Raw genomic sequence first — 18,395 nt, 5'->3', positions numbered from 1 at the left:
CTATGGCCCATTCCGTTGAAGTTTTGCTACGCCCCGCGGTGGAGTTGTATACCGTGGCGATCTGCGCCGCCGCCGCGACGCTGTGCCTGGTGGCACCGTGGTCGCTCGCGCTGAGCCCGCTACTCGGCCACGGCTCCGCACTGGCTTTCCTGACCTTCGGTATCATCCGCTTTCGTGATGCCTGGACCATCCTGCGTTACCGCCGCAATATCCGCCGCTTGCCTCGCTACATGATGACCAGCCGCGACGTGCCGGTAAGCCAGCAAAGGCTGTTCGTCGGACGGGGCTTTCGCTGGGACCAGCGGCACACCCACCGGCTGATGCAGACCTATCGGCCAGAGTTTCGCCGTTACGTGGAACCCACGACACCCTACCGCCTGGCCCGGCGCCTTGAGGAACGACTGGAGTTTGCCCCCTTCCCACTTTCCCGGCTCGCGCGACTGACGTCCTGGGATACACCCTTTAACCCTGTACGACCGCTGCCCCCGGTCGGGGGTATGCCTCGACTACACGGCATTGAACCCAATGAGATTGACGTCACATTACCCCTGGGCGAGCGCGTCGGGCATAGCCTGGTGCTGGGCACGACGCGCGTGGGGAAAACGCGGCTGGCCGAGTTGTTCATTACCCAGGATATCCTGCGCAAAAATGCCCAAGGCGAGCACGAGGTGGTCATCGTCTTCGATCCCAAAGGCGACGCTGATTTGCTGAAAAGGATGTACGTAGAAGCCAGACGCGCCGGGCGCGAAGGTGAATTTTATGTTTTTCACTTAGGGTGGCCGGATATTTCCGCACGCTATAACGCGGTGGGGCGTTTTGGCCGCATCTCGGAGGTCGCCACGCGCATCGCCGGACAACTTTCCGGGGAGGGGAACAGCGCAGCCTTTCGGGAATTTGCCTGGCGTTTTGTCAACATCATCGCTCGTGCGCTGGTCGAACTGGGGCAGCGCCCCGACTATCTGCTGATCCAACGTCACGTCATCAACATTGATGCCCTTTTCATGGAGTATGCCGCACAATTTTTTGCCAAGACTGAGTCTAAGGCCTGGGACATCATTGTCCAACTCGAAGCCAAGCTCAACGACAAGAATATCCCACGTAATATGATCGGGCGTGAAAAGCGCATCATCGCCATTGAACAGTATTTGTCCCAGGTGCGTGTATACGACCCGGTGCTGGATGGTTTGAGGTCTGCTGTCCGCTATGACCGCACCTATTTCGACAAGATTGTGGCAAGCCTGCTGCCGCTGCTAGAGAAACTCACCACCGGCAAGATCGCGCAGTTGCTGGCACCGGACTACGCCGATTTGAATGACCCACGCCCGATCTTTGACTGGATGCAAATTATCCGCAAACGCGCGGTGGTCTACGTGGGCCTTGATGCATTGTCCGATGCCGAAGTCGCCGCAGCCGTGGGCAACTCCATGTTCAGCGATCTGGTTTCGGTAGCCGGCCACATCTACAAGTTCGGCATTGATGACGGTCTGCCCGATGCCTCGGCCAACGCCAAAGCACCCATCAACGTCCACGCGGACGAATTCAATGAGCTGATGGGCGATGAGTTCATCCCCATGGTCAATAAAGGTGGCGGCGCCGGTATACAGGTCACGGCTTATACCCAAACGCTCTCGGATATCGAAGCACGCATCGGCAACCGCGCCAAGGCTGGTCAGGTGGTCGGCAACTTCAATAACCTCTTCATGTTACGCGTGCGCGAAACGGCAACTGCCGAACTGCTGACACGCCAGTTGCCAAAAGTTGAGGTTTACGCCACGTCACTGATGAGTGGCGCAACCGACAGTTCAGATCCCCACGGCAATACCGCGTTTACCTCCAACACCCAGGACCGCATCAGCAGCACTAGTGTACCGCTGATTGAGCCGGCGCATGTCGTCGGACTACCCAAAGGACAATGCTTCGCGCTGATTGAGGGTGGCAATCTCTGGAAAGTGCGTATGCCGCTGCCGGCCCCTGATCCCGATGAGGACATGCCAAAGGATTTACAGGAACTGGCCGGTTACATGCGCCAGCGCTACGTCGAAGCCGGCGACTGGTGGGACCACCAAGCGGGACCCCAGCTTCAGAATACAGAACTGCCGGCAGACCTGATTGATGGGTTCCTGCAAATGACGAATGCAGATGAGGATAAGGAGTAATGAGAGATCCGGCCATCACAGCACAACAGCAGCAAATGCGACAGCAGGGTCTTGTCGTAAGTCTGCTAACGCTGCCCTTTCGTTTTATCGGCGTGCTAAGCGGTTCGCTGCTGCTCTGCATCGTCATCGAATGCGTGGGCATGCATTTCTTCTGGCCGGAGCAGGGCTGGCATCACGCGCAGAGAATGTTGCACTTCGAACTGGCTCAATTCTCTGAGCATTTCACACGCAGCATACTGATAAAGGAGCCAGGCCACACGGCTCAGGAGCTTATCGAAAGCGTCTACAATTGGTTATTTGTCAATAATGGGCTAAAAGCGTGGATAAGGGATGCCTCAATCCAGGCCAGCAGCGGAGCGCTTAGCCTGACGCATGACTTCCGCTACTACCTAGGTCTGGTCTATGTCCATCTGGAGAGTTATTTGATTGCTGCCGCTTACACCGTGCTTGTGTTCATGGTGCGTGTACTGGTGCTCTGCCTGACCCTACCATTATTTGCGATGGCGGCGTTTGTCGGCTTGGTGGATGGGCTGGTCCGCCGCGATATCCGCCGCTTTGGTGCGGGGCGGGAATCCGGGTTTGTCTATCATCGGGCCAGAGCCAGCCTGCTACCTTTGACGGTATTACCATGGATCATATACCTGGCCTTACCGGTCAGCATTTACCCTCTGATAATACTTCTGCCGTTCGCGTTACTACTCGGTCTGTCCACCGATATCACCGTTGGCAGTTTTAAAAAATATATATGAGCGCCTCCCGTTTGCCAGGCTTTGTACTTCGTGACGTACAGGACGATTGCGGCTATATATCCGGTCTTAACGCAACTGCGAAAGCGGCTGCTGGCCCTAATGAAATCCGCTGACTCACGCCTCAATTACCTTTGCGAACCCGGAGTTCGATATTTTTTTCAGGCTTGATGAGTTACGGTCTGACTTGTTCTGTCATTACTTACACTGCCTGCGCAACCTGTTGACGTTCTTCTCTGGCATCCTTCTGTTTTGGCTCAATTAAGGGCATGATCCTTTTGATAGGGTCTGCCGTGAGCCAGTATGGCCCATATCATTTTTGCCATTTTGTTGGCCAGCGCCACGGAGACAACATTGATCGGTCGCCGTTTCAGCATGTCAGTAACCCAGGGCCCCGGCTCGCGGGCTGTCTATGAGCACGCCCGGTAAACGTCTGGACAGGCGAGCAAATATTTCGGGGACGTTTCTGACGAGGCTGGCGTGCCCCTTACGCATCACTTCACCGTATTCCGCGAGTAATCCGTGAAGTGCATTGGTCTGCATCAGCCAGAATTTCATCAGTTGGGAACGTATCCGGTGCAGGGCAAGCATAGCCTGTTGCTGTTCGTTTTTCACCGTTATAGCCTTGCACGGTTGCTGAACCGCACGCCAGATAGCCTGTGCGTCGGCCGTATCATTCTTGTTACGGATATTGAAGGCCTTGACGAATTCGCCCGGCATCAGTTTGATCTGATGGCCCAGCCGGCTCAGTTGTCTGGCCCAGTGATGTGCGCCGCCGCAGGCCTCCATTCCAATAAGGCAGGGCGGACGATTGGTGAAGAACTCGATAAATTTCGCGCGCTTAATGGCCTTGTTAAACACCTTCCCCGTATTTTTATCCACGTAATGGACCTGCATCACGTTCTTGGCAATGTCGACACTGACTGGCATGGGCTTCATTATCTGCTACCTCCACACTCTGTAAGTTGCTTATAAAAAGGCATCAGGCTGGGCTGCTACAGATTCCGCGGAATTTCAGTCAGCTGTCAGGGATTCAGATATTAATACCCAGTATGTGGAGAAGGCTCTGCTGTGAAGCTGTTTGTAATTTTGTATCTTTGATATGACCGAATCCCAGATTTTCATAAAATTTACGGGCACGATCATTGCCCTCAAGAACTTCTAACCACAAAAATCCTTCACCGCGTCGCCGGGCCAGACTGACAATATGTTCGAATATCTGTTTCCCATAATTTTTACCTGTAGCACTCGAAGCCAGATATAACTTGTTCAGTAGCACGCCTGACATTTCTGTATCCGGAATTTTATCTGCCCATGTGACTTTGGCAAAACCAACTGGCTGATCGGTTTCTGCCAGGTACCAGCACACCTTGGGATCTGACAGGCTTGACTCCAGTGAAGGGGTTGAGTACTCGCGCTCCAGATAATCATTCATTTCAGAATGCGATACCCACAGATGCTTGAAGTGGGTGCTGTAGATTTCAAAACCTAGTTTATGAAGTAAGACAGAATCCGCTAAATGGGCCTTCCGTATATTCAATGCCATCTGGGCAATCCTTACGTTTTAAACGAGATGCATAGTGTAACCTGCCAGATAAATTCAACATATTATTCATTTTAGAATCTGTTATTTTTCAATCAGAAAGGTAGTGGTTACTGAACAACTATGGCGGAAGATAAGCTACCGCTCTCGCCCTGAACTGAGGAAGGTGGGAGGCGCTCATTTCATTATCTTTAGCATCAATGAAGTTCATAGGATTTTGCACTTAGCATATTCTACCAATGTTTTTTTTCGTCGAGACGGGAACTGACAAGATAAAGACGGACAATATCCCGTGATTTTGCTAAACTGATAAGTATGTTTATGGAATACCCCGTTGCTTGCTGAAGGGGGATACTCTGGGGTGTGCAGGTTAGGCTTCGGCACAAGGTTGCTCGAACCGGCGATGAAGTAACTGGCGTAAATGCTAAATATCTCGTAAAAACAAATTGCGGATTGGAGAGCGTGGCCGCGATTCTTGTTTGCATAATCATTGTCTGACAGAGTAGATTGGCGTATATTTAGTCTATACGGCATATGGCCTATACGTTTTGAGAGAGAAGCATCATGTCAGCCAAAGACGCAAAAATCAGACATCAGCAGGTTTACCAAGAACGTGTTGAAGCTGTTCGTAGCGGTAAAGCTCAAGGACGCGTGATGGAGAAACGCCCGGAGGGCATTGTAGCGGCCCGTAATCCGCGCCAGGCGGCCTTCTTTTAACTTACTGACCGATAGATTGTATCTCATGACGGTACGAGAGTTATAATAGGCTCATTGTTGATACGATGGGCTTTTTTATGTCTAAACTTGCTATCCCGCCCGATGAACAGATGGTGAAACTTAATCGCTATTTAATCCGCAACGCTGAAAAGCTGCCTTCACCTGTCATAACTGTAGGTGGTCAGGCTGTCATGTATTGGCTCGCCGTTTATATGGATGCTTACACAGAGAAGCCGGATATGACCTTCATCAATTCGATTGATATTGATTATGTTGCACGAAATGAGGGAATCGCAGCCATCGCTCAAATCTTTAATGTGAACGCTGAAATACAGACTACCTTTACTCCTCCATCTCTGGCTGTACTGGCCCTAATCGATGCAGGCACCGGTAAAGTTAAAGAGGATGAGCACGGTCTGTTTCTCAACCCAGAAGTCAATGAACCCAATATTGTGGATATTATTGATAGGCCATCTGGTTTTGAGTCGGATGATTTTATAGGTAAAAAATTGGCGCTTAACACCGAGTTATTTCAAGTATTGCCAGAGCATTATGGTGACGTAACCTGTAATGATAAAGTCAGGGTGCTTAACCCGATCGCTTGCATACGTTCAAGGTTGTCAAATGCCACCGTACCACCGATGCAGAAGGATCCGCTGACCGAAGCAGCCCGCATCAGAGCACTGGCCATACCGGCATATAATTTCCTACTTGAAAAATTTGAATGTTTGCCCTTCCGTCAAGGAAGGGTTTATCTGGATTATTTTTGTTCTATGATCTGGCAACGCAATTACAGGCGTTATCAGATAGAGCATAAACTACCGCTTTACAGAATTATTGAAAAGATGCTAGATGAAATTAAGTTAAAGCCGAATGATTTTAATTTACCTGAAAATTTCTATCATATAGAGTTGCCTCGGAAACTGGAACACCTGAGGACTGAGTATGAACGCATTGCAAATGCGACAAATAAGTAACGTTCAATTAGTAATCCTAAATCTTACTTCAAGTTAGCGTCGTGCTATAGTAGTTATTTATTCCATTAAAGTTTTTGATGGTCTTACATTCAGAAGAAGACGGAAATGCTTTTGGTCTTGGGTTTTAACTATACAAAAATGTTATGTATCGATAATAAGATTTACGCAAAAAAAGCCTGCTAAAAAAATAAATCATAACATTCAAAAAATATTATATTTCGTCACTGTTTAATGCAGAGTTACGTCATAAGATAAAATATGGGGAATGCGTACCCCCCGTATGAAAAAATTAAACTAATCCTTAGGAAAAATCAAAATTTCCGTCACCATATCATCAATCACTGATATAACGTATTCAACAGTGATGGGCGTTTAGTCATTGCTAATAGTCTTCCCATTTCCTTTACGTACAACAGCAACAATTATTTTCCTAGTAACTTGATCGATGAGTTAGCCCCAAGAATAAGGTAGCGTTCTGCGTTCTTTTATGACCGCTAGCGGTTATGGTACTAGCGATAACAGCAGCAATTGGTACCACTTCATAGATTTTCATATCTTCGTTATCTGCAGTAACGGTAGTGATAGCTATTTCAGCGAACGGAATCCGGGGACCAGATGAACTGGATAATACCGTGGTACGCTCCGCTACAGCATTATTCACCCAGGAGACTGCACTTCGGGCCAGCACCGAAGCGCCGTGCAAACGATCACGGAAATATAAAGTAAAGCCAGAATGTATACTTGGCGGCATTCTGAATATCAGACATTTTCTCAGAATCTTCCCCCCCTTTTCTACAGGAATGGGTGTTCACCTGCACGTCACCCGGGACGGTAGAAAGTTTATCTGATAAAGTTATCGAAAAAATTCATGACATCCGGAGGTTACATGCGTCAGAGGATCATAGTCTGTCCACTTATTGAAAATAATGGCGAGTATTTACTTTGTAAAATGGCCGCTGACCGGGGCGTATTCCCCGGTCAGTGGGCGCTGTCCGGTGGAGGTATGGAGCCAGGCGAAACGATGGAGGAAGCACTACGGCGGGAGATCAGAGAAGAACTGGGTGAAGCGCTACAGATAACCCGTATCACGCCATGGACATTTAGGGACGATGTCCGGGTGAAGACCTATCAGGACGGCACTAAAGAAGAGATCTACATGATTTATCTCATTTTTGACTGTGCCAGCGCAAACCGTCAGGTCACTTTTAATGAGGAATTTCAGGATATTGCCTGGATCAGCCCGGCCGGGCTCCATGCTCTTGACCTGAATGAGGCTACACGTGTCACCTTTAAGCAAAAAGGTTTTCTGTAATAATACCTTTTCGAATCTGATCTTCTTTTCCGCGCCGGCTCAGTCCGGCGCGTTTCTTTATTCGTGTATGTCCCGAACCTGGATGCGGCCCACCGCCCATTTGATTTCATATTGTTCTCATCTTTCTTCAGGGTAACCGGCTCCGCCCGCCTGCCCGTCGCTGACCGCTCTGGTCAACAAATTTTCGACACTTCCACGCTGATAAGCGCGTTCGATAATGTTAAAGTGGCAACGACAGCGCCCTCCAGCCATTAAATACCACGCTGCTGCACCAACATGGTAGCGATACCGATCATTGCCTGTGGCAGGCGCACAATAAAACTCGCAGACACCAATCTCTATATTTTATTAAAAAAGAATCATTACAATGGCATGCCTAATTCACAGCCTAAAAATAGCTATAGGGGAATTCGATGACAGTCACGAAATTGATATTTATTTGGATATGGACAATGAGTTTAGGCTTTCTTAATTAAAGAATGCCGGCTGATTAAAACGCGGCGATCTCGCCCCCTTTCTTTTTTACAAGACCGGTGCACGTCTAACCGGATATCTGACATCACGGCCAGATGTCGCTTGGTAAGATAAATACACAGACGAGCCCTTGTTTTACATTGAGCCCGACCAGATAAAATAGCTTCTATCGCTCTCAATGTTTTACTGCGACCGGCCCTGATTGCTGAGAGTTTATTCCCCTTGGATTAATTTCCGCGCTGCGTACCAATGGCGCAAGCAAGAATATCACGCCCAGCATTAGCGCCATTACCATGTACACATTGGAAAAACCGGCGAACTGGGCAAAAAAACCTATAGGCGCTGGCGCCATCAATGTTCCTAAGTAGCCTATAGTCGTGGCAACACTCATGCCAGTACTAGTAGCGATGCCTCGCTGGTTACCAGCGGCTGAAAAAGCGATCGGGACAATATTGGCTATCCCGATCCCAGCTACTGCAAAGGCGATGATCGCTTGCCAAGGATTGGTCGCCAACGCAGCGATCAAAAGGCCAGTCGCCGATAACAGGCTTGATATACGTATAGTACGAACAGCGCCGAAGCGGTTACGCACGGCGTCGCCCATAAAGCGAAGGACTGCCATCGTTCCGCCAAAGAACGCAAAGGCGAGACTGGCAGTCTCTATGTTAGCGTTTAGATCCTTTAACAGATAACGCGAGGACCAATCGACGACCGCACACTCAGGGATCATGCCGAACAGCGCTATGAGGCCAATGAGGTAAACGGCGGGGGAACGCGGCAGGCGCATCGGCTGTTTGACATCTTTTTTTGGCGCCGGATCATCCTTGAGAACGAATGGAAAGGTGACAGCGATGAGCGCTACTGCAGTTGCGCTCACCAAGAAGATATGCGCGAGGAATCCGAAATGCTTGATAGCATAGCCTCCGATCGAACCGGCAACGAACAAACCTATGCTCCAGGAACAGTGTGAGAAGGATAACACCGCCTTGGACAGGGCTTTCTCCACCGCTACTGCGTTGGAGTTCATAGCGACATTCATTGAACCGATCATGGCACCGAGGACAAAGCGGTGTTTGTCAAAGATGTTGAGATAAAATTGCGATTTATGCAGCCTGTAAATTCTCGGCGTTTTCTTGTGTCAACGGCCGATCTGGATTGAGTTGAACTTCCTTGTCCCAACCCCAATTTCTTGTCTCACCTCGCCACCGTTCCGGGCACGCAGCGCGGGCGGCTTGATAGACTTGGTGACGCTTTAACAGCAAGGCTTTATCCTTGCCCTGATGGCGCTGCGCCGGCGTCACGAATTTGATCCCGCTGTGGCGGTGGACGTGGCAATACCAATCAATGAAGCGCTTCACCCACTGCCGTGCAGCATCAATCGAGGTAAATCCTTTGCGCGGCCAGGACGGCCAATATTTCAATGTACGAAAGATTGATTCTGCGTACGGATTGTCATTGGATACCCGCGGCCGACTAAAGGATGACGTTATACCCAGGGCTTCCATCTTGGCCTTCAGCGTATAACTTTTCATCGGCGCACCGTTATCCGAGTGCAGTACCAAGGGTTGCATAGCACAGCGCTGCCCCAGGACACATCGTTGTAGCAGATCTGCCGCCAGCTCGCCGGTCTCTTCATCATGGACTTCCCAACCCACCGGGTAGCGACTGAATAGGTCTTCAAATAAATACAGCTTATAATACAGCCCCTTAACACTACTCGGCAACCAGGTCACGTCCCACATCCAGACCTGGTTAGGGGCGGTGGCGGTAAAGCTGGTCGGTTTTGCCACGCGCACAGCCTTGGCGGCACGTCCACGATGCTGCACTTGACCCGCCTCTCTTAATACCCGATACATCGTCGATTCAGAGGCCATGTAGCAACCCTCGTCTGCCAGAATCGGTACGATCTGACTCGGCGGAACGCTGTCGAAACGCGCGCTATTGCATACCGCCAACACCGACTGGCGTTCCGTTGAGCTCAGTTTGTTGGCCGGCTCAGGGCGGTCAATCAATGGACGCTGATCCGCAATAACAGCACCATCCTGTTGCCACCGATACCAACTGTGAACAGAGATCCCTACCCCCTCGCAAGAACGGTACAACGATGCGCCATCATTGCACGCCTGCTGAACCCAGGCGGTGATCTGTTCCCGGTACGCCAGAGGAGTTAATCGTCCTCGTTGTCGCCCCAAAGGGCGCGAACTTTTTTTTGCAGGATCAGTAATGCCGCTGCCTCCGCCAGTGCTTTATCTTTACGCAGGACTTCGCGCTCAAGACGTTTAATTTGCTTACGCTGGGCCTTATTCTGCTGTGCGCTGGCCGCATCATTAAAACCGCCTGGCTCTGCATGGGCCTGGATCGATATTTCGCGCCACTGCTTAACCTGCTCTGGGAAAAGACCTTTGGCTCGGCAATACTCGCTCAACTCGATCTCCGACATCGACGAGGTTTCGACGACGACGGCGAATTTAGTTTGCGCAGACCAATTCTCACTGCTGCGATCATGTTCGGGCACAGGGCGACCTTCTTTGCGAAGCTGATTACGCCAATTGTACAGTGTAGCTTCTGAAATCCCTTCTCTTTGTGCCAATTCACGGATGGTCGGCGGATGAGGGGCAAGCATTTTACTTAAAATGGCGTCCTTGCGAGCCTGAGGTAAACGCGACATGGTGATGCTCCGGCCCCCTGGATTGAGAATGAAATCCCGAAAAAGGGATCTTCTCAACTACTCTGACACAGGGGGAAAGAGAGCAACCACCAACAGCGGAATGTTCGGAGCCAGCCCGAGCGGAAGAAGCGCCACAGAAGTTGCGATGGCAAATATACGCACTATGCGTTGCGAACCAAACTTCGCCATCAGCATGCCCGACACTGGCATCATGATCAGCGCGCCCAGTCCAAACGTTAAAATAAGACGGCCTATCATTCTATCTGACGCCTCGAATCGCGGAACGAACTGCGCAATATGCACAGCCCAGCCTCCGGTCACAAAGCCATTGACGAAAAACAGCAAGGCGACGGCCCACCGCCCCTTTTGTTCCTGTTTCATTATTGGTGGTCTCGTGACACGGGCGGCACGTCATTGCGCACAGGTGATCGTTCCACTATTACCTTTTGCCCCGGGCCAAACGAAAGGATCGAACCGTCCACGCCGTTGGTCAGCACTTTCACCCCTCGGAAGTCGGGGATGATAAATTTTGCGCCGCATGGCATCAGGTCCTCATCGCCGATGCCAACGCAATATGCTCCGGCAGCAACAGCGGAGGTTACCCCGCTCTTGGCGTCCTCAAAAACGATGGTTTTGCTCGCAGGAATGCCCAGACGCTCAGCCGCGAGCAGATAGGGATCGGGGTACGGTTTGCCGTGAGCCACATCATCCCGTTCGACAATGACCGAGACGTACGACTGTGCATGGAGTAGTGCTATGACGCGATCGATCTTCAAGCGCCAGCCACTGGTCACGACGCCGATTGAAATTCCGGCCGCACCAAGTGAGGCGATAAGCTGTGCCACGCCAGGAATGGGCTCGCAGTCGGCGGTATTTTCAACATGGATGATGTGCGCCTGAACTTTGGCCTGATCGGAAAGCGGCAGATCATGGAATAGAGCACGGATGGTATGCGGCCCGGGCTGACCGTGAATGTGCTTGAGGATCTCTTCCTCGGTGATCTGGCGCTCGTACATCTGGGCAGCCTCGCGCCATGCTTGTTCAATCACGGCCCTGGAATCGATTAGAACACCGTCCATGTCAAACAAAACTGCTGCTACTCTCTCTACAGATTCACTCATTTCTTTCTTCTCCGTCACACAATAGCGCTTCGCGCTTGATACGGGCGGCGGCGACAACCACCTGACCCAGGGAAATGCTACCGTCATTCGTCGGCACCAATTGATGGCAATACGGCTTGAATCCATGCGACTCAAGGCAGCTCAGCGTATTTATCACGAGAAACTCATTGCAAAAAACACCCCCACTCAATACGATCTGATTAACCCCAAAACGCTTAACAAGGCGTTGGCATACCTCTCCGATGATATCCACGATCGTGGAGTGAAAACGCCGACTTAGCTGGCTTACATCGCTGACGGGCACACGCAGCAGATGGACCAATTCATTGACGAGGGGACGATAGTCCACTTCCAGGCAATCGTCTCGCGCCTCAATGTCATACTCAAATGGCTTGGCCATGCAGAAATCGCGCTGCAATAGCGCTTCCATTTCGATTGCCGCCTGCGCCTCGTATTCAACCTTTGCGCAAATACCCATCAGCGCCGAGATACCATCGAACAGACGACCTATGCTAGTGGTAGTGGTCGCGTTGATTTTCCTGAGGGCCATTTTGGTAAAAACCTCGCGCCGCTGTTCAGACAGGTCGCGTATGGCCGGAACGTCTATTTCGGTGACCCGTTCGCCGAAGGTCTCAACAAGCAGCGACATGGCGACTCGGATCGGCTCTTTCACGGCCTGATCCCCTCCCAGTAGCAACATTGGGCGTATATGGCCAACCCTTTCGAACCCCTCGAAATCGCCGAGCAAGAACTCACCACCCCAGATGGTACCATCGGTACCGTAGCCGGTACCGTCGAATATCACCCCGATGGTTTTACCCGAAAGTCCGTGTTCCGCCATGCACGAGGCCATGTGGGCGTGGTGGTGCTGAACCTGGACGACACGTATTTCGGATTGCTCGATGGCATTTCGGGTTGAGCGGAAGGCAGGGTGCAGGTCACAGGCAAGTGTGTCAGCCCGCACAGCCAGAAGGTCTTGCATATGCTTGGCGCAATCAATGTGGGACTGAAAGGTGGTTTCATTTTTCAGATCGCCAATGTGCTGGCTGATGAAGACTTGCTTGCCCTTGCTGATGCTGACGGTAGTCTTCAACTCGGCGCCGAGTGCCACGACCGAACCCACCGAGTAAGGCAGATGGATGGGATACGGAGCATAGCCGCGAGAGCGGCGTAGGAAGGATATCTGAGGCTCATCCCTACCCTCGCGTACGATCATACGCACGACTGAGTCGTCCACCCGGGTACGGATATCGCGATCGTTCAGAACAAAATAGTCCGCAATTTCGCCCAATTGCTCGATTGCCGTATGGTTGTCGAACACGATAGGATGCCCGGAAAGGTTACCGCTGGTCATGATCAATACCGGCAGTGTGGGATCCTCAAGCAGCAGGTGGTGCAGCGGCGCTGACGGGAGCATTACGCCCAGATGGGGATTATGGGGAGCGATCTCTTCCGGCAGGGTCTTCTGACGCTTACGCAACAGGACGATGGGTCGCTGCACGCTCTCGAGAAGCATCCTTTCATGCGAGTTGATAAAGGCCCAACGGGCGGCGCTCTCGCTGTCGGCAACCATCACTGCGAAAGGCTTGGCATCGCGCCGCTTGCGGTGACGCAGCTCGCGAACCGCCGCTACATTGCTGGCATCCACCGCCAAGTGGAAGCCGCCAAGGCTTTTGATCGCGATGATAGCGCCCTCGCGCAGCTTGGAAATTGCGTAGCGCACCACATCATCAGTCTCGATCAGGGCACCGCTACGGTCCGTGAGCTGAAGACTTGGTCCGCAGGTCGGGCAGGCATTCGGTTGGGCGTGATAGCGGCGATCCTCAATGTCTAAATACTCGTGCTCACATTGTGGGCACATGGTGAACGCACTCATAGTGCTCTGCGCGCGGTCGTATGGCATGCCAAGGATGATCGAATAGCGCGGACCGCAGTTAGTGCAATTAATAAAAGCGTACCGATAACGATGGTTGCTTGGATCGCGCATCTCCCTTAAGCAGTCGCCGCAAACGTTCGAGTCTGGCGGAATGATGGTATTCATGTGTGCTAAGTCGCGGCTCTTACGGATATCAAAACCCTGGTAACGCGGTGCGGGCTCGTCCAGCAGCACCTCAACCAAATCGTTGATCCGCGCGAGAGGTGGTGGCCGCGATAACATATCATCGATAAAGTCCTTGATAGCTTTTGCCGATGCCTGCAACTCAAGTAAAACACCTTCGGAGTCGTTGAGCACCCAGCCGGTTGCTCCATGGGTGCGCGCCAGCCGATGGACGAAGGGGCGGAAGCCAACCCCTTGCACGATCCCGCAGACCCGGTAACGATGGGTCTCGAGCGCTTCGATTGGCTCAACAGAGTCTGGGAAGTTCTGCACCATAGAGTTCCTCAATAATTGTCTGGGTACCATCTGATTCCATCATGCGCACCTCCGGTAAGGAAGATGCCACAACCTCGCCAATGATGGCCGCCTTCTTGCCACAGGGATCTTCGTGCAAAAGAGCCAAAACTCTATCCGCCACGTCGGGCTCGACAAAAAGACACAAGCACCCCTCGTTGGCGAGATTGATCACGTTGACCCCCAGCATATCGGCAGCCATAGCGGCTTCTGGAAGTACCGGCAGCGCTTGCTTGTCGAAGTGGATCGCACAGTTGGCCGCACGTGCGTGCTCGTGCAGCACTGCTGATAGACCGCCGCGGGTAACGTCGCGCATTGAGGCAACTTTACCTGTCGGCACGTTGCTCAATACTGAATCGATCATATGATTTAGCGGTGCACAATCGCTCAGTACGTTGCGCTCAAAGCCTAGACCTTCCCGGATCGAAAGCAGGTGGATGGAGTGATTTCCGATATAGCCGCTGAGGATGATTTTTTGCCCAGGTCGGACGTTACGAACGGAGACTGGAGGACGCTCCATGACGCCGACGCCGGCGGTGTTGATGAAAAGCTTGTCGGCCTCGCCCTTGCCTACTACCTTGGTATCACCGGCGACGATCTTGACGTCCGCCGAGCGTGCTGTATCGCGCACGGACGCTATGATCTTCATCAGATCAGCCATTACTATGCCATCTTCGATGATGAGGCTAAGCGTTATATAGAGAGGACGCGCGCCACTCACCGCCAGGTCGTTCACGGTGCCGCACACCGCGATTTTGCCGATATCGCCATTCCCAAAGAATAGTGGTGTCACCACGAAAGAGTCTGTGGTAAAGGCGATACGGGTAGTTGGCAGTTCCAGAAATGCGCTGTCCTCCATGGTGCCTAGATAGGTATCTCCTAATGTCTCGGAGATCCGCTCCACGAGCTCCCGGCTTAGCTTGGCGCCGGTGCCATGATCCAGAATCACGGTTTCGATCGGTGAACCATGTGATTCAGTGGCCGGGCCATTGCTGCCGGTCTGTGTATAAGCCATATTCATGCCGACCTCCATTCGCCGCGCTCAGGGAGATCGTCGCTCTTGCTCAGTAACGACAGGATTTCCGCAGAAGGTGCTACCGTCGCACAGTAGCCGGCCAGCCATTGTAGCGCCCGATCGGTGTCCTCGGCCGAAGGTGCAAAGACGCAGTCATCGGGGACCCAGACGTTGTAGCCCCGAAAGAATGCATCAGCGGCCGTAGTTTGCACGCAAACATGAGTTTGCAGCCCAGTGACCACTACCGTTTTAATGCCGAGCTTCTGGAGTGTCTCGTCCAACTTAGTGTCGAAAAAACCGCTGTCCCGTCCTTTTATAACTACCAGGTCTGACTGATGGTAAATGGTATCGATCAATCTGTTGCCAGGGGTACCAGCGATCGCCGGAATGCCAGCCGCGCGATTGCGGTAGCGACGTTGCACGGCTGGATCGCTGGGATCATGGATAAGTTGTAGGTGAATGACGGCCTGATCTACAGCTCGAATCCCATCAAGGAACGTATCAAATTTTTTTTTAGTTTATTTTCTAACTCCTGCGGGTCAGTTGTTATTTTATGAGTAAATTCATACTGCAGGTCATTAGTGAGCACAGCGACATTTGGCATTTTTATATTCTCTTATGTTATATACTTATCATAAATGATGACTAACTTTCGTATTAATATACCTACATGCCGAGTGTCTCCTAGGTACAGCCGGTGCTGGAAGCTATGGAAATGATGATGCCCCACTGCAAGCTGTATTATTCCTAAGTTCAAAGCTCATGTTGATGGCTCGTTAACAAACTTCAAAGTAATATTAATTTTTTGTTACCCTCTTCCCCTTTCTCTCAAGGAATTGAATCTTCAGGATTGCTATGTAGGGTTAAGTTTTTTCCCATAACATTTCTCCTCAATGTGAAATTAAAGACAATTTCAGAAACTAATGACAATTTCACACGTAGAGAGCAAACTGTATAATTCCTATTTATCCGGATTTGATTAGCTGCTGGAATGGATATAAAACTGTTGAGGGCATTCGTTACATTGGCTGAGCGAGGGAGTTATCATGCGGCAGCAGATATCCTGTACTTGACGCAAAGTGCATTGACTAAACAAATCCAGACATTGGAACATTTGATTGGAGTGAGCCTTTTTCACCGCGGCCGCCATGGTGCGACGCTGACAGTCACTGGTAAGTTGCTTTATTCCAAGACCTGCAAATTGATGAAACATTACGACGAATATCTAGAATATGCGCATAGGATACAGAAAGGGAATGTGGGTAAGCTGGCGCTTGGATTCGGCATATCATCATTTCAGCTTGCACCTGCATGGGTGAATATTTTTCGTGAACAATTCCCCGATGTGGAAGTATCCCTGAACGACATGCCTTCCAGCGTGCAGTGTCAGATGTTACTGGAAGGGCAACTTCAGGCCGGATTTATCCGTCTGCCGGTGACTACTCCTCTTCAGGTCAAGGTGTTGATGGAAGAAAGTCTGGTCCTTGTCACCCCTTCTGGCCTACGTACAAACCCTGCGGATATCCGGTCTATACTTGAGTCGCATCAGCTCCTGCAGATCCCACCACACCGTGGGAATGGCCTAGTGGTGCAGACGGCCAATTTTCTTAGCGAGAATAAACTCAGCGCAAAAATAGTGTCTGCTGCAGACGATATTCAAACCTTATTAGCATTAGTTTCTACTGGAAATGGTGTGGCATTACTGCCTGCCGGAGTCAGCCATATTTTGCCTGCTGGCCTTAAACTTGTACAAACCCAAGGGGAATATACTAGATGGCAGGTAGGGATTGCTTGGAACCCGGCGATACAGGATGTGCTGCGAGATAAATTTCTACAGATGATGGCAGTCACAACGTGAGATAAGGCAGGCTTTAATAATTTTGAATCTGCTTATCTTGCCACTGCATTAGTCCTCTGATGATCCATACACGTTGACCCGCTTAATGGGCGGATCTAGCGGTAATTGCTGGTAGCATCTCTATTTATAACCCTATGTGTCAATACCGATCGAATTGTGACCCACCATGCCAAAGTAAAAGTTACCCACCCCCCACGAATTATTGTTGTGATTCAGTCGGCGTTGATTTCCTTAACTGACCACTTTTGAGCTTGTCTTTTAATCGATAGCTTTGGCCTGTTATTTGGACGATATGCGCATGGTGCAGCAGTCGATCCAACATCGCCGCCGTCAGCGTCTCATCATCGCCAAACGTCCCAGACCACTGCGTAAATGGCAGGTTACTCGTCAATATCACGCTGCCTGTTTCATAACGGCGGGCCACGACCTGGAAGAATAAATTGGCTTCTTCTTTACCGAACGGCAGATAACCCACTTCGTCGATCACCAATAATCGGGGCTTGGTGACACACCGGCCTAAATAGCCTTTTAAATCGCCCTGACGGTGAGCGGCGACCAGTTGCAACATCATATCCGCCGCCGTAATGAAGCGTACGCTGAGTCCGGCCATCGCGACTTTATGTGCCAACGCGCAGGCCAAATGGCTCTTGCCAACGCCGGAAGGCCCGAGTAATACGATGTTCTCCTGTCTTTCGATAAACGCCAATCCCGCCAGTTCCTGCAGCTGTGCTCGCGGTGCGCCGCTGGCAAACTTGAAGTCAAACTGCTCCAGCGTTTTAACCGCCGGCAAACCCGACAGGCGCAGCAGCGTCTGACGCCGACGCTCGTTGCGGCTGTCATTCTCCAGTCGAAGCAACTGCTCCAGAAAATCGCCGAACGTTCCGGTATCATCCAGCGTCTTCTGTGCCAATCCAGGCCACTCGGCGGCGATGCGGTCAAGCTTAAAGTACTCGCACAGTTCGCTGATCCGCTGATGCTGAAGGCTCATGACCTCACCTCCAGCAGCGACTGATAGACCGACAGCGGATGTTGAAAACTCTCACGGGGCAAAACCCGGCGGTTATCAACCGATAACGGTACCTCTGTGCCTTCGCGCGGCAACGGGAGCAGCACGTCAATCTCCTGCTGTAGCCGCTGCTCGGGGGGAATGCCGGTGGTGCCATGCTTGCGGGCGTTGGCGACGGTGGTAAGCCATGGCCCGATACGGCTGTTGGCAGAATCCACGTCAAGGACTAAACCGGCCTGCTTAAAGGTGGTCGCCAGGGGAACGACAAAACTGGTCTTCAAATAGTGGTTAAATCGCTCAACTTTACCCTTGGTCTTCGCGCGATAGGGACGGCACCCCCTGTGTCAGAGTAGTTGAGAAGATCCCTTTTTCGGGATTTCATTCTCAATCCAGGGGGCCGGAGCATCACC

The 18,395-nt window shown here is 51.4% G+C and carries 14 protein-coding genes and 3 pseudogenes; 6 read left to right on the top strand and 11 right to left on the bottom strand.

All coding sequences use genetic code 11. The features are described from left to right. Positions 1 to 2: 2 nt before the first annotated feature. Both traD and ACL2XM_RS06480 read left to right on the top strand, forming a co-directional pair. Positions 3 to 2,156: a type IV conjugative transfer system coupling protein TraD gene (gene traD / locus ACL2XM_RS06485; RefSeq protein ID WP_413730156.1), complete on the top strand. Its 2,154-nt coding sequence runs from the start codon at positions 3 to 5 to the stop codon at positions 2,154 to 2,156. Continuing rightward, positions 2,156 to 2,905, top strand: coding sequence for a TIGR03747 family integrating conjugative element membrane protein (locus tag ACL2XM_RS06480; RefSeq protein ID WP_413730155.1), 750 nt, complete (start codon positions 2,156 to 2,158; stop codon positions 2,903 to 2,905). The genes traD and ACL2XM_RS06480 overlap by 1 nt, the downstream gene beginning before the upstream one ends. A gap of 254 nt (positions 2,906 to 3,159) precedes the next feature. Here the strand turns inward: ACL2XM_RS06480 and ACL2XM_RS06475 are convergent. Both ACL2XM_RS06475 and ACL2XM_RS06470 read right to left on the bottom strand, forming a co-directional pair. After that, positions 3,160 to 3,841 (bottom strand): annotated as a pseudogene (locus ACL2XM_RS06475) (IS110 family transposase). Positions 3,842 to 3,935: 94 nt separating this feature from the next. Beyond that, on the bottom strand, positions 3,936 to 4,448 hold the full coding sequence (locus ACL2XM_RS06470) for a GNAT family N-acetyltransferase (protein WP_413730154.1): 513 nt from the start codon (positions 4,446 to 4,448) through the stop codon (positions 3,936 to 3,938). A 561-nt stretch (positions 4,449 to 5,009) separates the two neighbouring features. On the opposite strand from ACL2XM_RS06470, the gene ACL2XM_RS06465 reads away from it, so the two are divergent. The 3 genes from ACL2XM_RS06465 to nudI all read left to right on the top strand — a co-directional run bounded on the left by ACL2XM_RS06465 (position 5,010) and on the right by nudI (position 7,451). Next, positions 5,010 to 5,162, top strand: coding sequence for a hypothetical protein (locus tag ACL2XM_RS06465; RefSeq protein WP_165934093.1), 153 nt, complete (start codon positions 5,010 to 5,012; stop codon positions 5,160 to 5,162). Between the two features lie 77 nt (positions 5,163 to 5,239). Next, positions 5,240 to 6,139: a hypothetical protein gene (locus ACL2XM_RS06460; protein WP_413730153.1), complete on the top strand. Its 900-nt coding sequence runs from the start codon at positions 5,240 to 5,242 to the stop codon at positions 6,137 to 6,139. A gap of 886 nt (positions 6,140 to 7,025) precedes the next feature. Continuing rightward, positions 7,026 to 7,451, top strand: coding sequence for a nucleoside triphosphatase NudI (nudI, locus tag ACL2XM_RS06455; RefSeq protein WP_413730152.1), 426 nt, complete (start codon positions 7,026 to 7,028; stop codon positions 7,449 to 7,451). Positions 7,452 to 8,100: 649 nt separating this feature from the next. Here the strand turns inward: nudI and ACL2XM_RS06450 are convergent. The 7 genes and pseudogenes from ACL2XM_RS06450 to ACL2XM_RS06420 form a co-directional block, all read right to left on the bottom strand. Next, positions 8,101 to 8,991 (bottom strand): annotated as a pseudogene (locus ACL2XM_RS06450) (MFS transporter); the annotation flags it as partial. 37 nt (positions 8,992 to 9,028) lie between these two features. After that, positions 9,029 to 10,593, bottom strand: a protein-coding gene (locus ACL2XM_RS06445; RefSeq protein ID WP_413730138.1) for an IS3 family transposase whose coding sequence is annotated in 2 segments (ribosomal slippage) — positions 9,029 to 10,137 and positions 10,137 to 10,593 — 1,566 coding nt in all. Because the reading frame shifts where the segments join, the coding sequence is not laid out codon by codon here. 57 nt (positions 10,594 to 10,650) lie between these two features. Continuing rightward, positions 10,651 to 10,974 (bottom strand): hypothetical protein, encoded by a 324-nt coding sequence (locus ACL2XM_RS06440; RefSeq protein WP_413730151.1) that lies wholly within the window; start codon positions 10,972 to 10,974, stop codon positions 10,651 to 10,653. Beyond that, a complete protein-coding gene (locus tag ACL2XM_RS06435) occupies positions 10,974 to 11,714 on the bottom strand; it encodes an HAD family hydrolase (RefSeq protein WP_413730150.1) in 741 nt (246 codons plus the stop codon). Before ACL2XM_RS06435 ends, ACL2XM_RS06440 begins: the two co-directional genes overlap by 1 nt. Next, positions 11,707 to 14,088 carry a carbamoyltransferase HypF gene (gene hypF / locus ACL2XM_RS06430; protein ID WP_413730148.1) on the bottom strand — a complete coding sequence of 794 codons (2,382 nt, stop codon included), beginning with the start codon at positions 14,086 to 14,088 and terminating at the stop codon, positions 11,707 to 11,709. Before hypF ends, ACL2XM_RS06435 begins: the two co-directional genes overlap by 8 nt. Continuing rightward, complete coding sequence (hypE, locus tag ACL2XM_RS06425; RefSeq protein WP_413731050.1) at positions 14,060 to 15,121, bottom strand: hydrogenase expression/formation protein HypE; 1,062 nt, start codon at positions 15,119 to 15,121, stop codon at positions 14,060 to 14,062. Before hypE ends, hypF begins: the two co-directional genes overlap by 29 nt. A 2-nt stretch (positions 15,122 to 15,123) precedes the next feature. Then, on the bottom strand, positions 15,124 to 15,567 hold the full coding sequence (locus tag ACL2XM_RS06420; protein WP_413731049.1) for a cysteine hydrolase: 444 nt from the start codon (positions 15,565 to 15,567) through the stop codon (positions 15,124 to 15,126). 545 nt (positions 15,568 to 16,112) lie between these two features. Here ACL2XM_RS06420 and ACL2XM_RS06415 point away from each other — a divergent pair. After that, positions 16,113 to 16,979, top strand: a complete 867-nt coding sequence (locus ACL2XM_RS06415; RefSeq protein WP_413730146.1) for a LysR family transcriptional regulator — start codon at positions 16,113 to 16,115, stop codon at positions 16,977 to 16,979. 199 nt (positions 16,980 to 17,178) lie between these two features. Here the strand turns inward: ACL2XM_RS06415 and istB are convergent, their stop codons facing one another. Next, the gene (istB, locus tag ACL2XM_RS06410; RefSeq protein ID WP_413730144.1) at positions 17,179 to 17,967 is read right to left on the bottom strand and encodes an IS21-like element helper ATPase IstB; all 789 of its coding nucleotides are present in this window, start codon (positions 17,965 to 17,967) and stop codon (positions 17,179 to 17,181) included. Further along, positions 17,964 to 18,320 (bottom strand): annotated as a pseudogene (locus tag ACL2XM_RS06405) (IS21 family transposase); the annotation flags it as partial. The pseudogene ACL2XM_RS06405 and the gene istB, both read right to left, overlap by 4 nt. Positions 18,321 to 18,395 lie beyond the last annotated feature (75 nt).

The sequence above is a fragment of the Sodalis sp. RH20 genome (assembly GCF_047324205.1).
GTDB lineage: Bacteria > Pseudomonadota > Gammaproteobacteria > Enterobacterales > Enterobacteriaceae > Acerihabitans.
The sequence above is the reverse complement of the archived record's forward strand: the minus strand, read 5'-3'. Positions and strand labels throughout refer to the sequence as shown.